At 53.3% G+C, this 20,097-nt stretch carries 17 protein-coding genes and 5 tRNA genes; 15 read left to right on the top strand and 7 right to left on the bottom strand.

Annotation, left to right across the window (positions count from 1 at the left end):
- Together pilV and R3196_RS00990 are read left to right on the top strand one after the other, a co-directional pair.
- Positions 1-657, top strand: a 657-nt coding sequence (gene pilV, locus R3196_RS00985) for a shufflon system plasmid conjugative transfer pilus tip adhesin PilV (RefSeq protein ID WP_318934743.1), incomplete at its 5' end; no start/stop codon positions are given.
- Complete coding sequence (locus tag R3196_RS00990; protein ID WP_318934744.1) at positions 621-1,331, top strand: hypothetical protein; 711 nt, start codon at positions 621-623, stop codon at positions 1,329-1,331. The genes pilV and R3196_RS00990, both read left to right, overlap by 37 nt.
- Here the strand turns inward: R3196_RS00990 and folD are convergent.
- A complete protein-coding gene (folD, locus tag R3196_RS00995; RefSeq protein WP_318934745.1) occupies positions 1,325-2,194 on the bottom strand; it encodes a bifunctional methylenetetrahydrofolate dehydrogenase/methenyltetrahydrofolate cyclohydrolase FolD in 870 nt (289 codons plus the stop codon). The genes R3196_RS00990 and folD overlap by 7 nt on opposite strands.
- A 232-nt stretch (positions 2,195-2,426) precedes the next feature.
- On the opposite strand from folD, the gene R3196_RS01000 reads away from it, so the two are divergent.
- The 13 genes from R3196_RS01000 (at position 2,427) to R3196_RS01060 (ending at position 13,040) form a co-directional block, all read left to right on the top strand.
- Positions 2,427-2,503, top strand: a tRNA-Pro gene (locus R3196_RS01000).
- 17 nt (positions 2,504-2,520) lie between these two features.
- Positions 2,521-2,597, top strand: a tRNA-Arg gene (locus tag R3196_RS01005).
- Between the two features lie 30 nt (positions 2,598-2,627).
- Positions 2,628-2,703: transfer RNA gene (locus tag R3196_RS01010), tRNA-His, on the top strand.
- A gap of 38 nt (positions 2,704-2,741) precedes the next feature.
- Positions 2,742-2,818 (top strand) — tRNA-Pro (locus R3196_RS01015).
- 195 nt (positions 2,819-3,013) lie between these two features.
- Complete coding sequence (locus R3196_RS01020; RefSeq protein WP_318934746.1) at positions 3,014-4,072, top strand: sensor domain-containing diguanylate cyclase; 1,059 nt, start codon at positions 3,014-3,016, stop codon at positions 4,070-4,072.
- A 151-nt stretch (positions 4,073-4,223) separates the two neighbouring features.
- Positions 4,224-5,525 (top strand): trigger factor, encoded by a 1,302-nt coding sequence (gene tig / locus R3196_RS01025; protein WP_318934747.1) that lies wholly within the window; start codon positions 4,224-4,226, stop codon positions 5,523-5,525.
- A 105-nt stretch (positions 5,526-5,630) separates the two neighbouring features.
- The gene (clpP, locus tag R3196_RS01030) at positions 5,631-6,248 is read left to right on the top strand and encodes an ATP-dependent Clp endopeptidase proteolytic subunit ClpP (RefSeq protein WP_318934748.1); all 618 of its coding nucleotides are present in this window, start codon (positions 5,631-5,633) and stop codon (positions 6,246-6,248) included.
- 1 nt (position 6,249) lies between these two features.
- Positions 6,250-7,527, top strand: a complete 1,278-nt coding sequence (clpX, locus tag R3196_RS01035) for an ATP-dependent protease ATP-binding subunit ClpX (protein WP_318934749.1) — start codon at positions 6,250-6,252, stop codon at positions 7,525-7,527.
- 143 nt (positions 7,528-7,670) lie between these two features.
- A complete protein-coding gene (gene lon / locus R3196_RS01040; protein WP_318934750.1) occupies positions 7,671-10,010 on the top strand; it encodes an endopeptidase La in 2,340 nt (779 codons plus the stop codon).
- A gap of 325 nt (positions 10,011-10,335) precedes the next feature.
- The gene (gene hupB / locus R3196_RS01045; RefSeq protein WP_318934751.1) at positions 10,336-10,608 is read left to right on the top strand and encodes a nucleoid-associated protein HU-beta; all 273 of its coding nucleotides are present in this window, start codon (positions 10,336-10,338) and stop codon (positions 10,606-10,608) included.
- A 7-nt stretch (positions 10,609-10,615) separates the two neighbouring features.
- A tRNA-Asp gene (locus tag R3196_RS01050) sits at positions 10,616-10,692 on the top strand.
- A 106-nt stretch (positions 10,693-10,798) separates the two neighbouring features.
- Entirely contained in the window at positions 10,799-12,685 is a 1,887-nt protein-coding gene (gene ppiD / locus R3196_RS01055; protein WP_318934752.1) for a peptidylprolyl isomerase, read from the top strand.
- Between the two features lie 124 nt (positions 12,686-12,809).
- Entirely contained in the window at positions 12,810-13,040 is a 231-nt protein-coding gene (locus tag R3196_RS01060) for a hypothetical protein (RefSeq protein ID WP_318934753.1), read from the top strand.
- Positions 13,041-13,053: 13 nt separating this feature from the next.
- On the opposite strand, the gene R3196_RS01065 is transcribed toward R3196_RS01060, so the two are convergent.
- The 6 genes from R3196_RS01065 to R3196_RS01090 are packed head-to-tail and all read right to left on the bottom strand — an operon-like array spanning position 13,054 to position 19,997.
- The gene (locus R3196_RS01065) at positions 13,054-14,817 is read right to left on the bottom strand and encodes a BatD family protein (RefSeq protein ID WP_318934754.1); all 1,764 of its coding nucleotides are present in this window, start codon (positions 14,815-14,817) and stop codon (positions 13,054-13,056) included.
- Entirely contained in the window at positions 14,811-16,616 is a 1,806-nt protein-coding gene (locus tag R3196_RS01070; RefSeq protein ID WP_318934755.1) for a VWA domain-containing protein, read from the bottom strand. The genes R3196_RS01065 and R3196_RS01070 overlap by 7 nt, the downstream gene beginning before the upstream one ends.
- Entirely contained in the window at positions 16,609-17,595 is a 987-nt protein-coding gene (locus tag R3196_RS01075; protein WP_318934756.1) for a VWA domain-containing protein, read from the bottom strand. Before R3196_RS01075 ends, R3196_RS01070 begins: the two co-directional genes overlap by 8 nt.
- Positions 17,588-18,088 carry a DUF4381 domain-containing protein gene (locus R3196_RS01080; protein ID WP_318934757.1) on the bottom strand — a complete coding sequence of 167 codons (501 nt, stop codon included), beginning with the start codon at positions 18,086-18,088 and terminating at the stop codon, positions 17,588-17,590. Before R3196_RS01080 ends, R3196_RS01075 begins: the two co-directional genes overlap by 8 nt.
- Entirely contained in the window at positions 18,085-19,041 is a 957-nt protein-coding gene (locus R3196_RS01085) for a DUF58 domain-containing protein (protein WP_318934758.1), read from the bottom strand. Before R3196_RS01085 ends, R3196_RS01080 begins: the two co-directional genes overlap by 4 nt.
- Positions 19,041-19,997, bottom strand: coding sequence for a MoxR family ATPase (locus R3196_RS01090; protein ID WP_318934759.1), 957 nt, complete (start codon positions 19,995-19,997; stop codon positions 19,041-19,043). The genes R3196_RS01085 and R3196_RS01090 overlap by 1 nt, the downstream gene beginning before the upstream one ends.
- Between the last annotated feature and the right edge of the window lie 100 nt (positions 19,998-20,097).

Consider the following 20,097-nt stretch of genomic DNA (forward strand, 5'->3'; position numbering starts at 1 on the left):
GCCATGCTTATTGCCGGCCAGTGGTGGCAGGCGGAAGCGCAGCGGAATCTGCGCATGCAATGGATTGATGACGCACAGCAGGTTGCCGCTAGCCTGGGGCTATTCTGGATTAATGAGCAACGGCCGCCGCTAGATGTTGCAGAGCTGATTAGTACCGGCTACTTGCAGCCGGTGAGTGAGCCCTGGCAACAAAGCTGGCAGCTTGAAGCTGGTACCGAGCTGAGTTATCTGACCCTGCAGGCACCGGATGAAACCCGGGCTGCCTGGTTAAGCAGTAAGTTACCGCAAAGCTTCAATGTCGGAAATCAGGTACGGATGGCGATATGGCGGCCCTATACGGTCGCTGGCAATGATAACTATCTGCACCGCATCGCGGTGGCCGGTGCACCCCAGCTAAACCAGATGGAAACAGCGTTGGACATGAACGGCAACGATTTGCAAAACGCCCGCCATGTGCAGGCTGATGCAACAGTAACTGTCAGTTTGCACGCCGATATTGCGACCCTGCAGTTGGTCTCGGCGCAGTCGCTCACCAGCACCGCCATTAACGCTACTTATGTAACTACGGCTGAAACTTCAATGGCACAGTTACAAAGCCAGCTCACGAATTTAGAAAACTTATGGCAACAATGTCAGAGCGCTGGAGGCTGCCAGTAGTGCGGCAGGTTCAGGGGCAGGCTTTAATTGAAACCACGCTGATATTACCGCTGGTGCTGGTGACGGTATTGTTAATGTTGCAGTTGTTATGGTTACTATTTGTGCAATACAACCTGTGGCTGGCAGCTAGCTATACCCTGCGAACCGGCGCGTTGCAGCATGGTAGCGAGAGTGCTATGAAACAAACTCTGGCAGTGGCTATGACGGCTACCAGACCGGTGCTGTTAGATGATACTGCTGAAGTTGATCCGAATGAGTTCAGGCTGTTGGCGGCGCGATTGTCGGCTGACCAAATGCTGCACGTGGCGCTTGCTGCGCGGATCGCAGTCAAGGCGCCCACAACGGAGCAGTTCGAGCGTTTTAGTGAAACGCGTTTTGACCTGGCTTTGGATCAGGAGGTTACAGAAATTGCCATTGATCATCCTCAGGTGCGTCTCGCTGCCAGTGAAAACCCGGAAGAGTGGTTGGCAGCGCGCCAGTTGAAACTGGAGCTATGGTGGTGTCAGCCGCTGGAAGTGCCGCTGGCGGCAACCATTCTTGCTGAGCTCAGGCCGCTGGTAAATAATCCGGTGCAGTTATTTTGTGCAGCCAGGGAAGCGGCTTTTGGTAAACCGCTATGGGGCCTGCGCCATGAAATTGAAGGGCCAATGTTGAGCGGCTTCCGGCGCTACTGAGCTTGCTCCGGGGCATGCCAGGTATCACAGGCATGCAGAGTATTCTGCATCAGGGTCGCTACTGTCATGGGTCCAACGCCGCCTGGTACCGGCGTAATAAAGGCGGCGCGGTCGGCGGCGGCAGCGAACTCGACATCGCCGCAAAGGCTGCCGTCAGCTAAGCGATTAATGCCCACGTCAATGACCGTGGCGCCGGGCTTGATCCAGGCGCCGGGAATAAAATTCGGTTTGCCTACCGCAACAACGAGCACATCAGCACGTTCAACATGGCTTTGCAGGTCGTTGGTGAAGCGGTGACAGACCGTGGTGGTGGCACCGGCCAGCAGTAATTCAAGACTCATGGGGCGGCCAACAATATTAGAGGCGCCAACGACGACGGCGTTTTTTCCGTAGAGATCAAGGTCAATCGACTCCAGCAAAGTGATAACGCCGCGCGGAGTGCAGGGGCGGAGGGCCGGATTGCGCTGAGCGAGGCGGCCCATATTAAAGGGATGAAAGCCGTCGACATCCTTGCGTGGGTCAATACGTTCGAGGATGGCTTCAGCATTCAGGCCAGCCGGCAGCGGCAACTGCACCAGAATACCGTCTACGCTGACATCCTGGTTCAGCTTATCAATCAGGCTCTCAAGCTCTTGTTGCGTGGCAGTGGCCGGTAAATCGAATGCTTTTGAGGTAAAACCGACTTCATCACAGGCTCGCCGCTTACTGCCAACATAAACTTGCGAAGCAGGATCACTGCCCACCAGCACCACGGCCAGGCCGGGCGCCCGCAAGCCACGTTGATGGCGTTCAGCGACGCGTGCCCTGACTTGTTCCCGAACTTGCTGAGCAACTTGTTTGCCATCAATATAATGCGCTGTCATGAAGAGAGTTACCTGTGACTGGATTTGCGCGCTATTTTGCCATGTTTTAGCAATTGATTGTAGCCGACTGTAATGAAATTCCGTGAGGCGCTGACTAAATAGCCCGCGGATTGCCGTAAAAAGCAGCAGTTGGTCTGCCAGGGTAAAAAAAAGTTTGACGCTGTTCGGTGCAGCAGGTAATATTCGCCCCCGTTGTCAGGCCGCGTCCTGCACGGGTTTATACAAAAAATGACGGCGAGTAGCGCAGCTTGGTAGCGCACTTGTTTTGGGTACAAGGGGTCGCTGGTTCGAATCCAGTCTCGCCGACCATTTTTGTAATTTGAATTGCGCCCGTAGCTCAGTTGGATAGAGCAACGGCCTTCTAAGCCGTGGGTCGCAGGTTCGAATCCTGCCGGGTGCGCCATACAAGCCCTGGTTTACAACAGATGTAGTGGTGGCTGTAGCTCAGTCGGTAGAGCCCCGGATTGTGATTCCGGTTGTCGTGGGTTCAAGTCCCATCAGCCACCCCATTTTCTTCGAAATATCTTCCCGAATAAAAATATTGTGTCGGCGAGTAGCGCAGCTTGGTAGCGCACTTGTTTTGGGTACAAGGGGTCGCTGGTTCGAATCCAGTCTCGCCGACCATCTCTTTTTTAATCTTTTTTTAATCTTTTTTACGTAAGCGTTGAGTTGTTGTTAGTTTACATTCAGCTGAAGCCGTGGATATAATGCGCTCACTATTTGAACGAACTTAACAACTAATCATTATAAAAAATGCAGCCATCTGCTAAAAATAAAATAAAAATCACCTCAGCGAACGATGCTTCAGCATCGTTTGGAATGCTGATTTCAGCGATCAGCGCGCAGCTTATCAATTGTTCCATCGAAGATACCCAGTTTTATATTGAACAGGCGCTTGCTGCGCTAGGACATGGCGACCGTAAAGATCGTTGTTACGTGTTTTTGTTCAATGATGACCATTCAACCATGAGCAACACTCACGAATGGACCAATTCAAATATCAGCGCGCACAAAGATGAATTGCAGGACATCCCGGCATCAGCCATGCCCTGGTTTTTTGAGCAAATGCTCAGTAACGGGCTGGTTACGGTGAGTGAGCTTAGCGACTTACCTTCTGCCGCAGCTGGCTTCCGTGCTGAGCTGGAGCATGAACGCATTAAGTCGATGATGGCGGTTGGCATGTATCTTGAGAAAAAGCTGATCGGTTTTGTTGGTTGTGACCTGGTAAACCGTCAGTGTAAGTGGACCGAAAACGATGTTCACCAAATGCGGTTAGTCGCCGATATGATCACGAATACCATTGCCCGTCATAATACTGAAAAGCGGCTGCGCGCCGCCGAAGCTGAACTGCGCCAGGCGAATGCACGGCTGGTGCAATTAGCGCGTGAAGACGGGCTTACCGGGCTCGTTAACCGGCGCGGTCTTGACGAGGCGCTGACACAGGAGCTTGGCCGGGCGATCCGCAATCAATCCAGGCTGACCTTGTTTATGGTCGATGTCGATCATTTTAAAGCGTTTAATGATCGCCGAGGTCATGTTGCCGGGGATGCCGCCTTGAAGGCTGTTGCAAAAGTCCTGGCCACGACTTTTCAGCGTGGCTCTGAGGTTGTTGCGCGTTATGGTGGTGATGAGTTTTTTATTATTAGCCCGGAGCTGGACCCCACCGAAGCAGCTGCACAGGCTGACCGGGTGCTTGGCAGAATCCGGGATCTGAGCAAAAAGGAAGCAATTACTCAGGCTATTACCGTTAGCGTCGGTATCGCGACCGTGATTCCGGATCGCGGCTACCATGTTGATATGCTCATGCAACTTGTCGATAAAGCCGTCTATCAGGCGAAAGATCAGGGCCGCGACCGCCACGTTATCCAGGCCAACTGATTTTTAAGTGTGCCCGCTGATTGTTAATCCCGCAAAAAAACACTCCACTACTCGACTATGTCGACCCGCTTCGCTATAATGCTGCGTCATTTTGAAGGGCCCCGACTGGTAGTGGGCTCAAGGCCAATAGCGAAGCCGAGGTAATTACGCAATGCAGGTTTCTGTAGAGAAAACCCAAGGATTAGAACGCCGCGCCACCATCACTGTGCCGGCTGAAACGATCGACAACGAAGTCAAGCGTCTGCTCAAAGAAGAGTACCGTGACCGCCAGATCAAAGGATTCCGGAAAGGTAAGGTACCGCCAAACGTGTTGCAGAAATTGTACGGTAAAGAAGCGCGCTCACGGGCCGCCTCAAACCTGATGCAGAGCAAGTACTTTGAAGCGATTATGCAGGAAAAGCTGAACCCAGCCGGACCACCTGCTATTGAGCCAACCGTAAATGAAGCGGGCAAAGATTTAGAATTCACGGCTACCTTTGAAGTTTATCCGGAAGTTGCAGTCAAAGCGCTGGACAAGCTCACCATTGAAAAGCCTGAAGTTGAAGTAACTGACGCTGATGTTGACACGATGCTGGAAACTCTGCGTAAGCAGCACGCTGGCTGGAAAGAAGTGAAGCGTAAGTCGAAGAAAGGCGACCGCATTACTATCGATTTCACTGGTTCTGTTGACGGCGAAGCGTTTGAAGGCGGTAAAGCCGAAGATTTCGCTCTTGAACTTGGTCAGAGTCGCATGATTCCCGGTTTTGAAGATCAAATTATTGGCATGAAAGCTGGTGAAGAGAAGACTATCGATGTGACTTTCCCGGAAGATTATCATGCTGAGAATCTGAAGGGTAAAGAAGCGCAGTTCGCGATTGTAGCGAAGAAAGTTGAAGAGCCTGAACTGCCAGAACTGAATGACGAATTTGTCGCGCAGTTTGGGGTTACTGAAGGTGGCGTTGATGCGTTACGCGCTGAAGTGCGTAAAAACATGGAACGCGAACTGAAAAATACCGTTAAGAGCAAGGTAAAAGAGCAGGTTCTTAAAGGTCTGGTTGAAAACAACGAAGTAGAAGTGCCGTCAGCTATGGTTGATCAGGAAGTTGATCACCTGCGCCGTCAGGCCATGCAGCGTTTTGGTGGTAACCAGGCACAGATGCCTGAACTACCGGCTAACCTGTTTGAAGAACAGGCGAAAGAACGCGCTAAAGTTGGCCTGTTGCTGGGCGAAGTGATTCGCAGCAATGAAATGAAGGTCGACGAAGCCAAAGTGGACGAAATTATCGCCACCAACGCTTCTGCTTATGAAGATCCGCAAGAAGTTGTTGAATATTACAAAGGTAATGAACAACTGATGCAGCAGGTTCGTAATGTAGCCCTGGAAGAGCAGGCTATCGATTACATTCTCAGCCAGGCGAAAGTGAAGGCAAAGAAAGCCAGCTTCGATGAGCTGATGAACCCAAAACAGCAATAAGGTTGCCGGAACCGTCACAGGAACATTGACGGCATCCATAACAACTTGGTTTAATGGCTCGTATAACCTTTATACGAGCCATTTTTTATTTCAGGAGTTGTAAATATGTCTGAGTTGGCAAACACGCCGATGGCACAACTGGTGCCTATGGTTGTTGAACAAACAGCTAAGGGAGAACGCTCGTACGATATCTATTCGCGGCTGTTAAAAGAGCGGGTGATTTTTTGCGTGGGTCAGATTGACGACCATATGGCGAATCTGATCGTTGCCCAGTTATTGTTTCTGGAGTCGGATAATCCCGATAAAGATATCTATCTGTACATCAACTCGCCCGGTGGCGTGGTGACGGCGGGTATGGCGATTTATGATACAATGCGTTTTATTAAGCCTGATGTCAGCACTGTGTGTATGGGCCAGGCGGCCAGCATGGGCGCCTTCCTGTTAGCAGGTGGTAGCAAAGGTAAGCGGTTCTGTCTGCCAAACTCGCGGGTCATGATTCATCAGCCGCTTGGTGGCTTCCAGGGTCAGGCGTCTGATTTCGAAATTCACGCTCGCCAGATTCTGGACATCAAAGACCGCTTGAACCGCATGCTGGCTGAGAATACCGGCAAGTCGATCGAGCAGGTAGCAAAAGATACCGATCGTGATTATTTTATGGGCGCTCAGGAATCTGTCGACTACGGTGTAGTAGATGGCATCCTGACGCAGCGAAACGGAGACTAGTATGACTGATAAAACCCAGGGTAACGGTGAAAAGCCGTTGTTTTGTACCTTTTGTGGGAAAAGTCAGCACGAAGTACGCAAATTAATTGCGGGTCCTTCGGTGTTTATCTGTGACGAGTGTGTCGACTTGTGTAACGATATTCTGCGCGAAGAAATTCAGAATATTTCGCCACAGGACGGCCCGGAAAAGTTACCGACACCGCGGGAAATTCGCGAGCATCTGGATGAATACGTGATTGGTCAGGAGCTGGCCAAAAAAGTCCTGGCCGTGGCCGTGTATAACCATTACAAGCGGTTACAGAACTCCGGCAAGGGTAAAGATCAAATCGAGCTGGGCAAAAGTAACATCCTGCTGATCGGTCCGACCGGTTCAGGTAAGACATACCTGGCAGAAACGATGGCCCGTTATCTGGATGTCCCGTTCACCATGGCTGACGCGACCACGCTGACTGAAGCAGGGTACGTGGGTGAAGATGTTGAGAATATCATCCAGAAACTGCTGCAAAAGTGTGATTATGATGTCGAAAAAGCCGAGCGTGGTATCGTCTACATCGATGAAATCGATAAGATCTCACGTAAGTCAGATAACCCGTCGATCACCCGTGATGTTTCCGGTGAGGGCGTGCAACAGGCGCTACTGAAGCTGATCGAAGGAACCGTAGCGGCCGTGCCTCCGCAGGGCGGGCGTAAGCACCCCCAACAAGAATTCGTGCAGGTTGATACCTCCAAAATTCTGTTTATTTGTGGCGGTGCCTTTGCTGGCCTGAATAAGGTTATCGAGCAGCGGGTGCAGGTTGGCAGTGGGATAGGCTTTGGTGCTCAGGTTAAGAGCAAGGAGCTCACTGCAGAAGGTAAAATTCTGGCCCAGGTTGAACCTGAAGATCTGGTTAAATATGGTCTGATTCCGGAGTTCATTGGCCGGTTGCCAGTACTGGCTACCTTAAGCGAGCTGGATGAAGACGCGCTGGTGCAGATTCTGCAGACGCCGAAAAATGCACTGACTAAGCAATATCACGCTTTGTTCGACATGGAAGGGGTGGAATTGGAGTTCCGGGAAGATGCTCTGCGCGCTATAGCTCGTAAGGCCATGACCCGGAAAACCGGTGCCCGGGGCCTGCGTTCGATTGTTGAGTCGGTATTACTCGATACCATGTATGACTTGCCGTCAGTAGATAATGTTAGCAAAGTGGTTATCGATGAATCGGTGATTCAGGGCGAGTCGCAACCCATTCTGATCTATCAAAACGAGAAGAAAGGAAAGCAGGCTTCTGGTGAATAATCACCCTGGTTAATGCTTAAATCTTGCAAAAAGGGCCACTTTGGCCCTTTTTTTGTGCAAAGCTATTGAACTTTATCTGAACTGCCACATATTAGAGTCTATGATATGTAGCAGACACCAAGCCAGCGACCTGGAGATGTATTATGAGTGAAGAACGGGTTGAACGCCTGAGTACCCCAGTTTTACCGTTACGCGATGTGGTCGTGTATCCCCATATGGTTATCCCGCTCTTTGTCGGCCGGGAAAAGTCGATCCGCTGCCTGGAAGCAGCGATGGACAATGATAAGCAGATTTTTCTGGCAGCGCAGAAAGATGCCGCTGTAGACGAGCCGGAACAGAAAGACATTCATGACGTTGGCACTGTGGCCACTATTCTCCAATTGCTTAAGCTGCCCGATGGAACGGTAAAAGTGCTGGTAGAAGGCGTGCAGCGGGCCGCTATCGACTCTTATGAGGACACTGAAGACTTTTTCCGGGCTCAGGTTCACTTCCTGGCTTCCGAGAGCATGGAAGATAAAGAAGAAGAGGTGATGATCCGGTCAGCGGTTAATCAGTTTGAAGGTTATGTGAAACTGAATAAGAAGATCCCGCCGGAGGTATTAACCTCATTGTCCGGCATTGACGAAGCGGATCGGTTGGCCGATACCATGGCCGCGCACATGCCGTTGAAGCTGAAGGATAAGCAGAAAGTGCTGGAGATCACTGATGTACGTGAGCGCCTGGAATTTTTAATGGCGCTGATGGAGGGCGAAATCGACCTGTTACAGGTTGAAAAGCGCATTCGTACCCGGGTTAAGAAGCAGATGGAGAAAAGCCAGCGCGAGTACTATCTGAATGAACAGATGAAAGCGATTCAGAAAGAGCTGGGCGAAATGGAAGATGGTCCTGATGAATTTGAGGCCTTGCAGCAGAAAATTGATGATGCCGGCATGCCGCAGGAAGCCGAGGTAAAAACCCGCGCCGAACTGCAGAAACTGAAGATGATGTCACCGATGTCCGCTGAAGCGACCGTCGTGCGGGGCTATATCGACTGGATGGTATCGGTGCCGTGGAAGAAGCGTTCGCGGATTAAAAAAGATCTGGCCCATGCGGAGAAAATCCTCGATGCCGACCATTACGGCCTGGAAAAAGTGAAAGAGCGGATACTGGAGTATCTGGCGGTGCAGCAGCGCACCTCAAAGGTCCGCGGCGCTATTTTGTGCCTGGTGGGCCCCCCTGGTGTCGGTAAAACCTCGCTGGGTCAGTCCATCGCCAAAGCAACGGGCCGTAAGTACATCCGTATGGCCTTAGGTGGCGTGCGTGATGAAGCTGAAATCCGGGGGCACCGGCGCACTTACATTGGCTCCATGCCAGGCAAGCTAATCCAGAAAATGGCAAAAGTCGGGGTTCGTAATCCTTTGTTCCTGCTCGATGAAATCGACAAGATGGCTCAGGATATGCGAGGTGATCCGGCTTCAGCGTTGCTGGAAGTGCTGGACCCTGAACAGAATGTGAACTTTAACGATCATTATCTGGAAGTCGACTACGACTTATCTGACGTCATGTTTGTGGCGACGTCAAACAGCATGAATATACCGGCACCGCTGCTGGATCGGATGGAAGTTATCCGGCTGGCTGGTTATACCGAGGATGAGAAGCTCAATATCGCGAAAAGCCATTTATTGCCCAAGCAGATCCAGCGAAACGGGCTGAAAGAGAAAGAGCTGAACATTAAGGATGATGCGATCACGGGTATTATCCGCTACTACACCCGTGAAGCCGGCGTCCGGAATCTGGAGCGTGAGCTGTCGCGGCTTTGTCGCAAAGCCGTTAAGCGGATCGTGCTGGACAAGAGTATTAAGCACGTTGAGATTAATGGCGACAACCTGAATGAATTTCTGGGTGTGCAGAAGTATGACTTTGGTAAAGCAGAAGCCACTAATCAGATTGGTCAGGTTACCGGACTGGCGTGGACCGAAGTCGGTGGCGATCTGCTGACAATTGAAGCGACTAATGTTACCGGCAAAGGCAAAATCACCTCCACCGGTTCGCTGGGCGGAGTGATGCAGGAATCGATTCAGACCGCGCTTACGGTGGTGCGTAGCCGCGCCGATAAGCTCGGTATTGCTGATGATTTCCACGAGAAGCGCGATATCCATGTTCACGTTCCGGAGGGGGCAACCCCGAAAGACGGGCCTAGTGCCGGTATCGCTATGGTAACGGCGCTGGCATCCTCACTGACCGGCATCCCGGTCCGGGCAGAAGTCGCGATGACTGGCGAGATCACCTTACGTGGCGAAGTACTGCCAATTGGCGGGCTGAAAGAAAAACTGCTGGCAGCCCATCGGGGCGGTATCAAGCATGTGCTGATTCCGAAAGAAAACGAACGGGATTTGCAGGAAATCAGCGCCAATGTGAAAGGTGATTTAAAAATTCAGCCGGTGCAATGGATTGATGAAGTGCTCAAAGTGGCCCTTGAACGGACTCCTGAGCCACGGGAATAGGCCCGGAGAACGGTAAAATGCGGGCTACAGGACGCTTATTAGGCTGTAGACCGCATTCTTTCGTTAAAAAAGTTGTGAAAAAGGGTTCTCAATCGAAAATCTTGTGGTAGCCTAGAGTCAAAGTGGTTGGCCAGAACGCAACAAAACAAAGAGCTCTGGCAAGACACTTGAGCGACAGGGAGTATGCCAAGAAGTCTGCTAACCTGTTGAACCGCTTGAACTGATAGTTCAGGCTTGTTATAACCTTCGTTGGACCATTTTTGCATTTCGAAAGCAAGTGGAACCAGGAAAAAATCTCATAATAACAATCTAAGGGGATGATACTGTGAACAAGTCTCAGTTAGTTGACAAAATTGCAGAGGGAGCAGAGATTTCTAAAGCTGCTGCTGGCCGCGCTCTGGACTCTTTCATCGAAGCAGTAACTGAAGCTTTGAAGAAAGGTGAGCAGGTAGCTCTGGTTGGTTTTGGTACGTTTAGTGTACGTGAGCGTTCAGCTCGCACTGGCCGTAACCCACAAACTGGTCAGACTATCCAAATCGCAGCTGCTAAAGTACCTTCATTCAAAGCCGGTAAAGCACTGAAAGATTCGGTAAACTAATCACTGCGGAGCGGTAGTTCAGTTGGTTAGAATACCGGCCTGTCACGCCGGGGGTCGCGGGTTCAAGTCCCGTCCGCTCCGCCAGCGAATAATAAAAATAACCCGAAGCTAGTCTTCGGGTTATTTTTTTCGCGTATAACCATATATAATAGCGCCCGTTATTACAGATTAATTTGAGGTTTGGTGGATTATGTTGGAGAGGATACGAGAAGGGTCCCAGAGCATTACGGTGAAAGTCATTCTGGTACTGATTGCGCTTACCTTTGCGCTGGCAGGTATCGGGGGCTACATCAGTAATACGCCGGAGCCAACAGTGGCCATAGTCAATGGCGAGAACATCACCCGGGCGGAATTCGACCGTGCGTTGGATAATGAACGTACGCGTCAGCAACAACAATTTGGTGATTTTTACGATCAGCTGGCAGCCGATCCGGCTTTCAACCGACGCCTTCGTAGCCAGGTGCTAAATGATCTGGTTAATCAGAAACTGACCGAGCAATATGCCTTCAATCAGGGCCTGCGGGTTTCTGATGAACAGGTAAAGAACGCGATTCGCGATATTCCCAGTTTTCGGGTGGCAGGTCAGTTCGATAACGAAACCTACCAATATAGCTTGCGTAATTTGGGCTATACCCCGCAGATGTTTGCTGAACTGATGCGCCGCGATATGACCCGCAGCCAGTTATTGCAGACTCTGGTTAATTCAGAATTTGTGCTCGACTCCGAAGTTCATGCCGTGCAGAAGCTGGTCAATCAGTCGCGCTCAGGTCGATACGCGCGTTTGGCTCTGGCTGACTATCAGGATAATGTTGAACTGACCGAGGCAGACATTGAGCAGTGGTATCAGCAGAACCTGAATCAGTTTGTGGTGCCCGAGCAGGTAAAGGCTGAGTTTGTTGTTATCGATGCCGGGACTATCGCTGAAGACCTGGTAATTGAAGAGCAGACGATCCAGGAGTGGTATGAAGGCAACCTGTCGCGCTATGAGACCAGCAGCCAGTATCGTTTTTCACATATTCTGATTGAAGCCGAAGATGGTAACGAGCAGGCCCGTGCAACCGCTGAGCAAGTTTTAGCTGAGTTAAAGGCGGGTGCTGATTTTGCCGAATTGGCAGCCCAATACTCCGACGACCTGTTCTCAGCTGAGCAGGGCGGCGATCTCGACTGGCTTGAGCAAGGCACTATGGACCCGGACTTCGAAGAAGCCGCCTTTGCTCTTGAAGAAGCCGGAGATATCACCGGTGTGGTGGAAACCTCGTTTGGTTTTCATATTATAAAACTTACGGATAAGCGCCCAGGCAGCGTGACACCACTGGAAGAAGTTCGCGATGAGATTGTGGCGGACATTCGCGACCGGCGTGTTAAGCAGGCTTATTATGAGCTGCAACAGCGGGTAGCCGAAATGGCTTTTGAAATTCCTGATACGCTGCAGCCAGTGGCTGAAGAGACTGACCTGCGGGTTCGCAGCAGTGACTGGTTCAGTCGGGAAACCGCACCATCAGCGTTGAATCACCCGGCAGTACTGGAACAGGTTTTCAATCGTGACTTTATCGCTGAAGCGCTTAACAGTGATCTGATCGAAACCAGCGATACTGAGTCTGTGATTGTGCGGGTAACTGACTACCAGCCACAGACTACCCGTCCACTTGACGAAGTTCGCACTACAGTGACTGACGCAGTGCGCACTGAGAAAGCCCAGCAGCTTGCGCAACAAGCCGCTGACGACCTGGTAAGCCAGTTGCGCGCCGGTGAGTCGGTTGCTGCAGAGATGGTGGTTCTGAATGATGTGACCCGTCAGGCGACAGAACATCCGCGGGCAATTATTCAGGCATTATTCAACCAGGCAGCGCCCGGTGCGGGTGTCGCGGTAACCAGTACCACTCTTAGTAATGGTGATCTGGCGGTGGTTGAGCTGACCGGGGTTGAGGCCGGAGAGGTGACCAGTGATCTGGCTGAGCAGCTGACTGAACAGCTCAGTAACAGCACTGCTCAGGAGCTATACGCAGCCTTTATTACAGCGCTGCGGGCTGATGCGGAAATTGAAATCACTATTGATCAGGATGTTGCTCAGCAATAGACTCTGATATCAGCAGAACATGAAAGCCGGACACGCATTACGCGGTCCGGCTTTTTTATTGCGTAAGCTGCTATTTTGACTACCCTTAAAGAGTATTCATTACTGTTATTCAGGGAGGGTGGAAATGGTTATAGCTCAGGTAGATTTTGCTATTCAAAGCGGGAACTCTGCACTAACGAGCCGGCCACTGAACGAAAAAGATTTGAATGATGCGCTTAATGAGCTGGAACGCATTGATTTACACGATATGCCCGCCGATGTGCGTGAGCAGGTGAGACGTCTGATTTCTGAAATTAAAGAAGCTCTGTCACGGATTAACCACGAACACGACTTCAGCGGCCCTGGCGGCCGCTGATACCGGTCTGCACTTAGCGCGGGTATAGTTGCGGCAGGGAGGAATCGTCTGACGGACCATTATTGCCTTTCTGTTTGCTGCGTATAGCCGCCTGTAAGGCCCGCCACAATGCTTTCCCTTCTAACCAGTCACTGTGCTTGCCGCCATAGCGGCAGTTGCTCAGGTGGTTTAACTGACTGCGGAATGGCGTATGCCCGAAGTGGTCGGCAATACCGGCGAAGCTAGGGTCCGTTAACCGCAGTTGTTGTTGCGCCCAGTCCCGTAAGGCATGCTCCACCGCCATTGCATCATTTTTTTCACACGCCTGTTTAATTTTTTTGAGTTGAGCCGCGGCGCCTGCCGGAGCCTGGTCGTGGTCGGCTGTGGTGCTGGCCTTGCGTTGTGCGCCTTGCCGCTGATAAAGCCGGTAAGCAATGAGCATGGTAATCAACCAGAGAATTGCGAATAAGGCCGCAAGCATTGGCCACCAGGTTTTCATCGCCTCAGGCTGCGCTGCTGCGGGAATTTCAGCCGCTGCTGGCTGGCCACTTTCCCCGCTGGTCGCAATGGGTGTTTCTGGTGGCGCCGGCTGCAGCCCCTGGGGTGCGGTTACGCGCAGCTGTACGGGTTCAGTGCTGGCATACTGAATCCGGCCTGTTGCAGTATTAAACCAGGGTATACGCAGTTCTGGAATCGTTAAGGTACCGGCTGCTCTGGGGATAACAGCAACGGTCAGAACCTGTTGCGCTATCAGGCTGTTATTGCGTTCAGTGCTGGCTGACTGCGGAGTTTCGGCGTAGACACTGGCGTTTTCAATAGTCGGTGGCTGCAGTCGCGGCAGTTGATCGGGACTCACACCAACCACAGTTAACCGGTAGGTCAGCGTTAGTGGCTGGCCAACCGGGATCGCGGTGGAAACTTCTTCATCATCTGCGGCCAGCTCAAGGCTCAGCGTAGCGAGTTGTACGGGGAGCCACTGGGCATCCGCCGGCCAGTTGTCCGGTACCGGCAGCACCGTCAGTGGAATGTCTTCAGTGGCGGTGGTGACCTGTTCGGTGGAACTAAATGACGAGAATATCGACCCCGGACTGGACACCGCAATCTGGCCGTTAAATACCGGGCCTTTGATGGTTAGCTCACCGGAGCGCTGGGGCGTGATCAGATAAGTTCGTTGAAATACCTGAAACCGCCGGCCATTGATTATTTCATAGGTTTCTTTGTCCGAGCCCAACTGGCTTATTTCAGCGCTATCGAGTTGCGGCGGAATAATATTACCGCTTTGCAGGTTAGCGGCGAGGTAAAGCCGGGCATTCAGCTTAAGCTGCTGCTGCAAATAGACCTCGCGGGTATCAATGCTGGCTTTCATAAAGACGTCGCGTTGCGCGGCCTGACTGGCATCGTCACCTGCAGCAACCACTTGCAGTTCAATCGGCTGGCTGCTGGCATTATTGAGCGTAATGGCGGGTATCTCATAGCTACCCGGGGCTGGTGCCTGCAACAGGGTGCGAAATGCGGTGGTGCGGCTGACTTCGCCATTGATAATCTGGGTATTACTACTGGTACTGGTATTTAGTACGCGGAACGCACCCAGTTCAGCGCCGGGCTGCCAGCTATTAGCGGACACTGCATCGTTTACCGTCAGCGTCAGTACAAAAGTTTCGCCGGCAATCACGGGGTTTTTATCGACGCTGGCATTGACTTCGGTATCATCGCTGACAGCTTGGGCCAGACCGCTGCCGGCCAGCAGCATAGCAGTGAATAGTAATAGTATGAAGCGCGTTGGTATTAGAGTTACCACTGTTTCTCAACTCCTCGTGGGGGCCGCTGCTGGCGGCGTTTTTGTGCTTCAAGTTGCATTTTATTGCGTAACAGCACCGCGGGATCATCCTCGATGCGATTCAGCCATTGCTCGAGTTGCTGACGCTCTTCATCAGTCAGATTACGCGTTGCAGTGGTGGCTTGCTGGTCATCAGCTTGCTTTTCAGCTTCGGCTTCAGCCGCAGCTTCCTGTTGTTGCTCATCACTTTGCTCTTCTGAATCGTTGCCTTCTTGCGCGTCTTCGTTCTGTTCGTCTTGTTGCTGGGCGGCATCCGGTGGTTGTTCCGCTGGTGGCGAATCAGATTGATTCTGACTATCGGACTGCTGCTCACCGTCATCCTGTTGTTCAGACTCCCCCGACTGAGACTCCCCCTGCTGCTGTTGCTGTTGCTGCTGCTGTTGTTCGGCCAATTGCTCGGCTAACTGCAGGTTTTCAGCGGCCCGGGACCAGCCTGGACGGCGCTCAAGCGCTTCATTATAAGCCTGGGCTGCTTCATCATAACGCTGTAACTGCATGAGCGCATTACCCTGATTATAGAAGCCCTCAGCACTGGCCATCTGCGAGAAGTCGGTGAGGGCGGCTTCATAATTTCCCGCCCGGTAGTTGGCGGTACCCCGTTGCCAGGGATCTTCAGCAATAGCCGCAGCGCGATCGTAGTTCTTGTTTTCCAGCGCCTGGTCAGCTTGCTGGTAAGGCGTCTGCCAAAGCTGCTGGTCCCACGCCAGACCCTGCTGCATCTGCTCCTGACTGTAGGCGGGCGGCACCTGGGTACCAAACAAGCCAATCAGCACCAACGGTAGCATGCCCCGGCGGGCCATCGGCAGTAGTAGTAATATAACCAGAGCCAGTAGCCAGGGGCCGCGGTCCAGCCACTGGTCGCCACCTTGTTGGTCGGCATCTTTCCCACGCCGCTCGCGCGGTGGCAAATCGGTCAGATAGCTGAGATCTTGCAGGTCATTGCGAATCATCGCGAAGCGGCCATTCGTGATCTGCGCCAGACTCTCGAGCCGACGCGGGTATAACTGGGGTATGACCACCTGGCCGCTGGCATCGCGCAGCAAGGTTCCATCAGTTAGCTTAATTGGCGCGCCGGCCTGGGTACCGATGGCGAGAATTGAAACCCGGTGGTCATGCTGCCGTAAAAAAGTGCTCAGCTCCTGCTGGTCGCGGCTGTCAATGCCATCAGTGAGCCAGTAAATGTCGCCTTGGGGGTAACCTGAATCAACCAGCAGGCGATTGGCCAGAGTTAGTGCGCGCAGCGGGTAGCTGCCCTGTTCCGGCATAATCTCCGGGCTCAGGGCACGAATAAGATTGCTCAGGTTAGCGCCGTCACCGCTAAGCGGGCTGATTACAAAGGCATCACCTGCATAGGCAATCAGGCCCGTTTCTCCGTCCAGGTAACGGGTCACCAGATCCATGGCTTTATAGCGCATCTGGGTAAGCCGGTCGGGCTCGATATCGGTGCTGCGCATCGACATGGACATATCCAGGATCACGACCTGCCCGTTATCGAGCTGATAAACCGGTTGCGGCAGCCGCTCCCAGGTGGGCCCCGCCAGTGCCAGGACTGATAACGTCAGCGCAAGTGGCGCCAGCCATCGGGTTAGGGAAAAAGACTGGGGGTGATCCTGATCAACCAGCAACGCCGCCAGATGAGCAGGCAGCACATCATGCCAGCCACCATGACGGCCGTGCCGGCGCCAGAGGAGCCAGGTTAAAGCTGCTACCAGTACTAACGCCAGTAGCCACCAGGGACGAATAAAGTGGAAATCAGCCATGGCCCGTCCTCCACGGCCGTAAACGGGCGATTAGCCAGCATACGGCAAGCAGCCAGGCAATACCGGCAGGCCAGTAAAATAAAGCCGACTGCGGACGGCGTAGCTGCTCATCACCGGTTACCGGCTCATAGGCATCCAGTAAGGTATAGATTTGTTCAAGTTCTTCGGTACTGCGTGCGCGAAAGTACTCGCCACCGGTGCGCTCAGCCAGTGAGCGCAGCATATCCTCATCCAGGTCACGGCTTGGGTTGACCCGTCGTTTACCAAAAAAGCCCTCGACTACGACTTCATCGGCACCGACACCGATGGAATAGATCTTAACATCATAATACTCAGCTAACTGCAAAGCCTGCTCGGGCGAGACATTACCCGCGGTGTTTTGTCCGTCGGTCAGTAAGATTAATATTTTGTTCGAGTCTTCGCGGTCGCGGAAGCGCTTAACGCTAAGGGCAATGGCATCGCCAATCGCGGTGCGCTCGCCAATCAGGCGTAAGGGAGCCTCCTGCAACAGCTGTTGCACGGTACGGCGGTCGTAGGTCATAGGTGCCTGCACATAAGCGGTATCGGCAAACAAGATAAGGCCAAGGCGGTCGCCGGTGCGACGTGCGATAAAATCAGTGACCACACTTTTCACCATAGTCAGCCGGTCGACAGCCTGACCATTAAGGGTCATATCCGCGATTTCCATACTTCCCGATAAGTCCACTGCCAACATCATTTCGCGGGCTTCGCTGCGTACGGGCACCGGTTCGCCAAGCCATTGCGGGCGGCATAGCGCGATGATCGCCAGGGTCCAGATCAGGATTGCCAGGGCCAGCGACAGGTAACCCGTGCCGGAGCGGGCATGAGCTACCGGTGCCGCAGGCAGACTGGGTACCCGCAGGCTGGAAAAGCGTTGCCGGCGTGCTGGCAGTAACCACCACAGCAGTAACGGTAGCGGCCAGAGCAGCGCCAGCCAGGGCCAGGCAAACTCAATCATGATTACTGCTCCGGCGCGGTGGCAGAGCCCGGCGTAGCCAGTATCGTGCGAACTGGCGATAACTGGCTACCGCAGCATGATACTCGGGCGTGTCGCTGGTTGGATTCTTAAAGTTCTGTTGCTTAACCTGCTGCAGTAAAGTTGTGGCCGTGACCCGGCGGCGGGGCGGTAACTGCCGCACCAGAAATTCCCACCAGTCCGCACCCGATATGGCTGCGACCCGGTTGGCAGGGAAATAGCCCAGCAGCGCCTGTTTAAGTAACAGGGTGACGGCCGGAATGCTGGTTGGTGGCTGCTGCCGCAAATGCTGTAAGGCGGCATTACGGACCCGCCGGCGGCGCTGTCTGCGAATAACCAGCAGAATAGTTACGACCAGCACGGTTATTGCCAAAGCTGCAACCAGATACCAGCCCGGCGCTAACGGCCACCAGTCGGCGGGTGGCGGTGTAATAATATCGTTCAACTCATGCAGAGCTGAAGGTTGATCCATCATGCCATCACCTCCGGCCATTGCTCTTCAAGTGCGCGCGCTGCATTGACCTCGCGTAGCTGCAGATTGCTGCGCTTGAAACGTGCTGTCAGCTGCAACTGGCGCTGGGCGGCGGCATGCTGGTACGCGGTACGTTCAGTGCCCGACCAGGCCGGCAGGGCCAGCCGCTGACGGCCATCAGTCAGGCTCAGGTTATAGGCCGCAAGATTGGTGGGCAGCTCCCGCTCAAGCGGATCAAACAGTTGTAAGGGGTAGATCTGACAGTGGCGTTGCAGAGCCTGGCAGAGGTTGAAGGTCTCTTCATCCGCTGCCTGCCAGTCGCTGATCAGGTAAATAATAGTACCGGGCCGGGCAACCTGCCGGGCGCGGCTGAGCAGATCGTTCAGCAAATCTGGCTGGGCGGGGGCGGCTTGCTGCCAGTCAGCGACACTTTCCCGCTGCAATTCGGTCAGGCTGTGAATGATGCGCATCGCCCCTTGTTGGCGTGCCTGGGGACGGATTTCGAGATGCCGGCCGGGGCGACCGATGATTGCACCAACCCGATCACCGCGGGTGATCGCTTGCCAGCTCAGGGCAGCCGTAAGATGACAGGCCTGCACTGATTTCAGCAGCAAGCCAGAGCCGAAGTGCTGAGAATGATCGAGGTCCACCACAAACATTATCGGGCGCTCACGTTCTTCGCGAAATAGTTTGGTATGGGGCGTGCCGGTACGGGCGGTCACCCGCCAGTCGATGGCGCGTACATCATCGCCAGCCTGGTAGTGCCGGACTTCGTCAAACTCCATGCCGCGGCCTTTATGTTTGCTGAGTAAGACGCCAGCCTGGCTTTTCGGTGGGTGTAACCGGTTATGGCGGCTGAATGCTGCTACTTTACTGCGATAATAAAGCAGTTCGGCGCTACCGACGGTAACGCCGTTGCTGTGCCAGTTTTCTAACCAGGTGCTGGTGTTGGTCATCAGGGGGTCGGAACTTCCTGCAGGAGCGTTTGCAGGACCTGATCAGCGGTTACCCCGTCAGCTTCGGCCTGGTAGCTCAGAATAATGCGATGACGCAGCACATGGGCATATACCTGCTGGATATCATCTGGCGTGACAAAGTCGCGCCCATCGAGCCAGGCGCGGGCACGGGCGCAGCGATCCAGAGCGATGGTAGCGCGGGGGCTGGCACCGTAGCTAAGCCAGCGAGCCAGTGCTTCGTCATAATGAGCTGGTTCGCGGGTGGCGATGACCAGCTGCACCAGATAATTTTCGACGGTTTCATCCATGTATATTTCCAGCACCTCAGTGCGGGCGCTGAAAATATCCTGCTGACTCAATGGTTTCGGCATGTGTAGCTGACCATGCAGCTGCTCACCGCGGTTCAGGCGTAGTATATCCAACTCGGTTGCGGCTGCCGGATAATCCAGGTTCAGTTGCATCAGAAAGCGGTCCAGCTGCGCTTCCGGCAGCGGATAGGTGCCTTCCTGCTCCAGCGGGTTCTGGGTAGCCAGTACCATGAACAGCGAGGGTAGCGGGTAGGTGGTCTGGCCAACAGTTATCTGGCGCTCCGCCATAGCCTCTAATAAAGCCGACTGGACCTTAGCAGGGGCCCGGTTAATTTCATCGGCCAGAATCACATTATGAAATAACGGACCTTTCTGAAATACGAATTCGCCGGTTTCGGGCCGGTAGATATCCGTACCGGTGACATCCGCCGGTAGCAGGTCAGGCGTAAACTGAATACGGTGGAAACGACCTTCCAGACCCATGGCAAGGGCGTTGACCGCGCGAGTCTTGGCCAGGCCTGGTGGGCCCTCTACCAACAAATGACCATCGGCAAGTATGGCAATCAGCAAGCCTTCCGTGAATTCAGGTTGCCCGAGCACCTGGCTGTTCAGGTAGGTGCGTAATGCTTGAAATTGTTCGGCTGCCATGAAATTCCTCAATGTTGTTCATATGCCCGCTATACTGTAAGGGTGCACTTTACCGAAAACAACGGTTTAATTCTTGGTGCAGACCCGTTAAAATTTGTAA

This window comes from Pseudidiomarina sp. (assembly GCF_033722695.1).
Taxonomy (GTDB): domain Bacteria; phylum Pseudomonadota; class Gammaproteobacteria; order Enterobacterales; family Alteromonadaceae; genus Pseudidiomarina.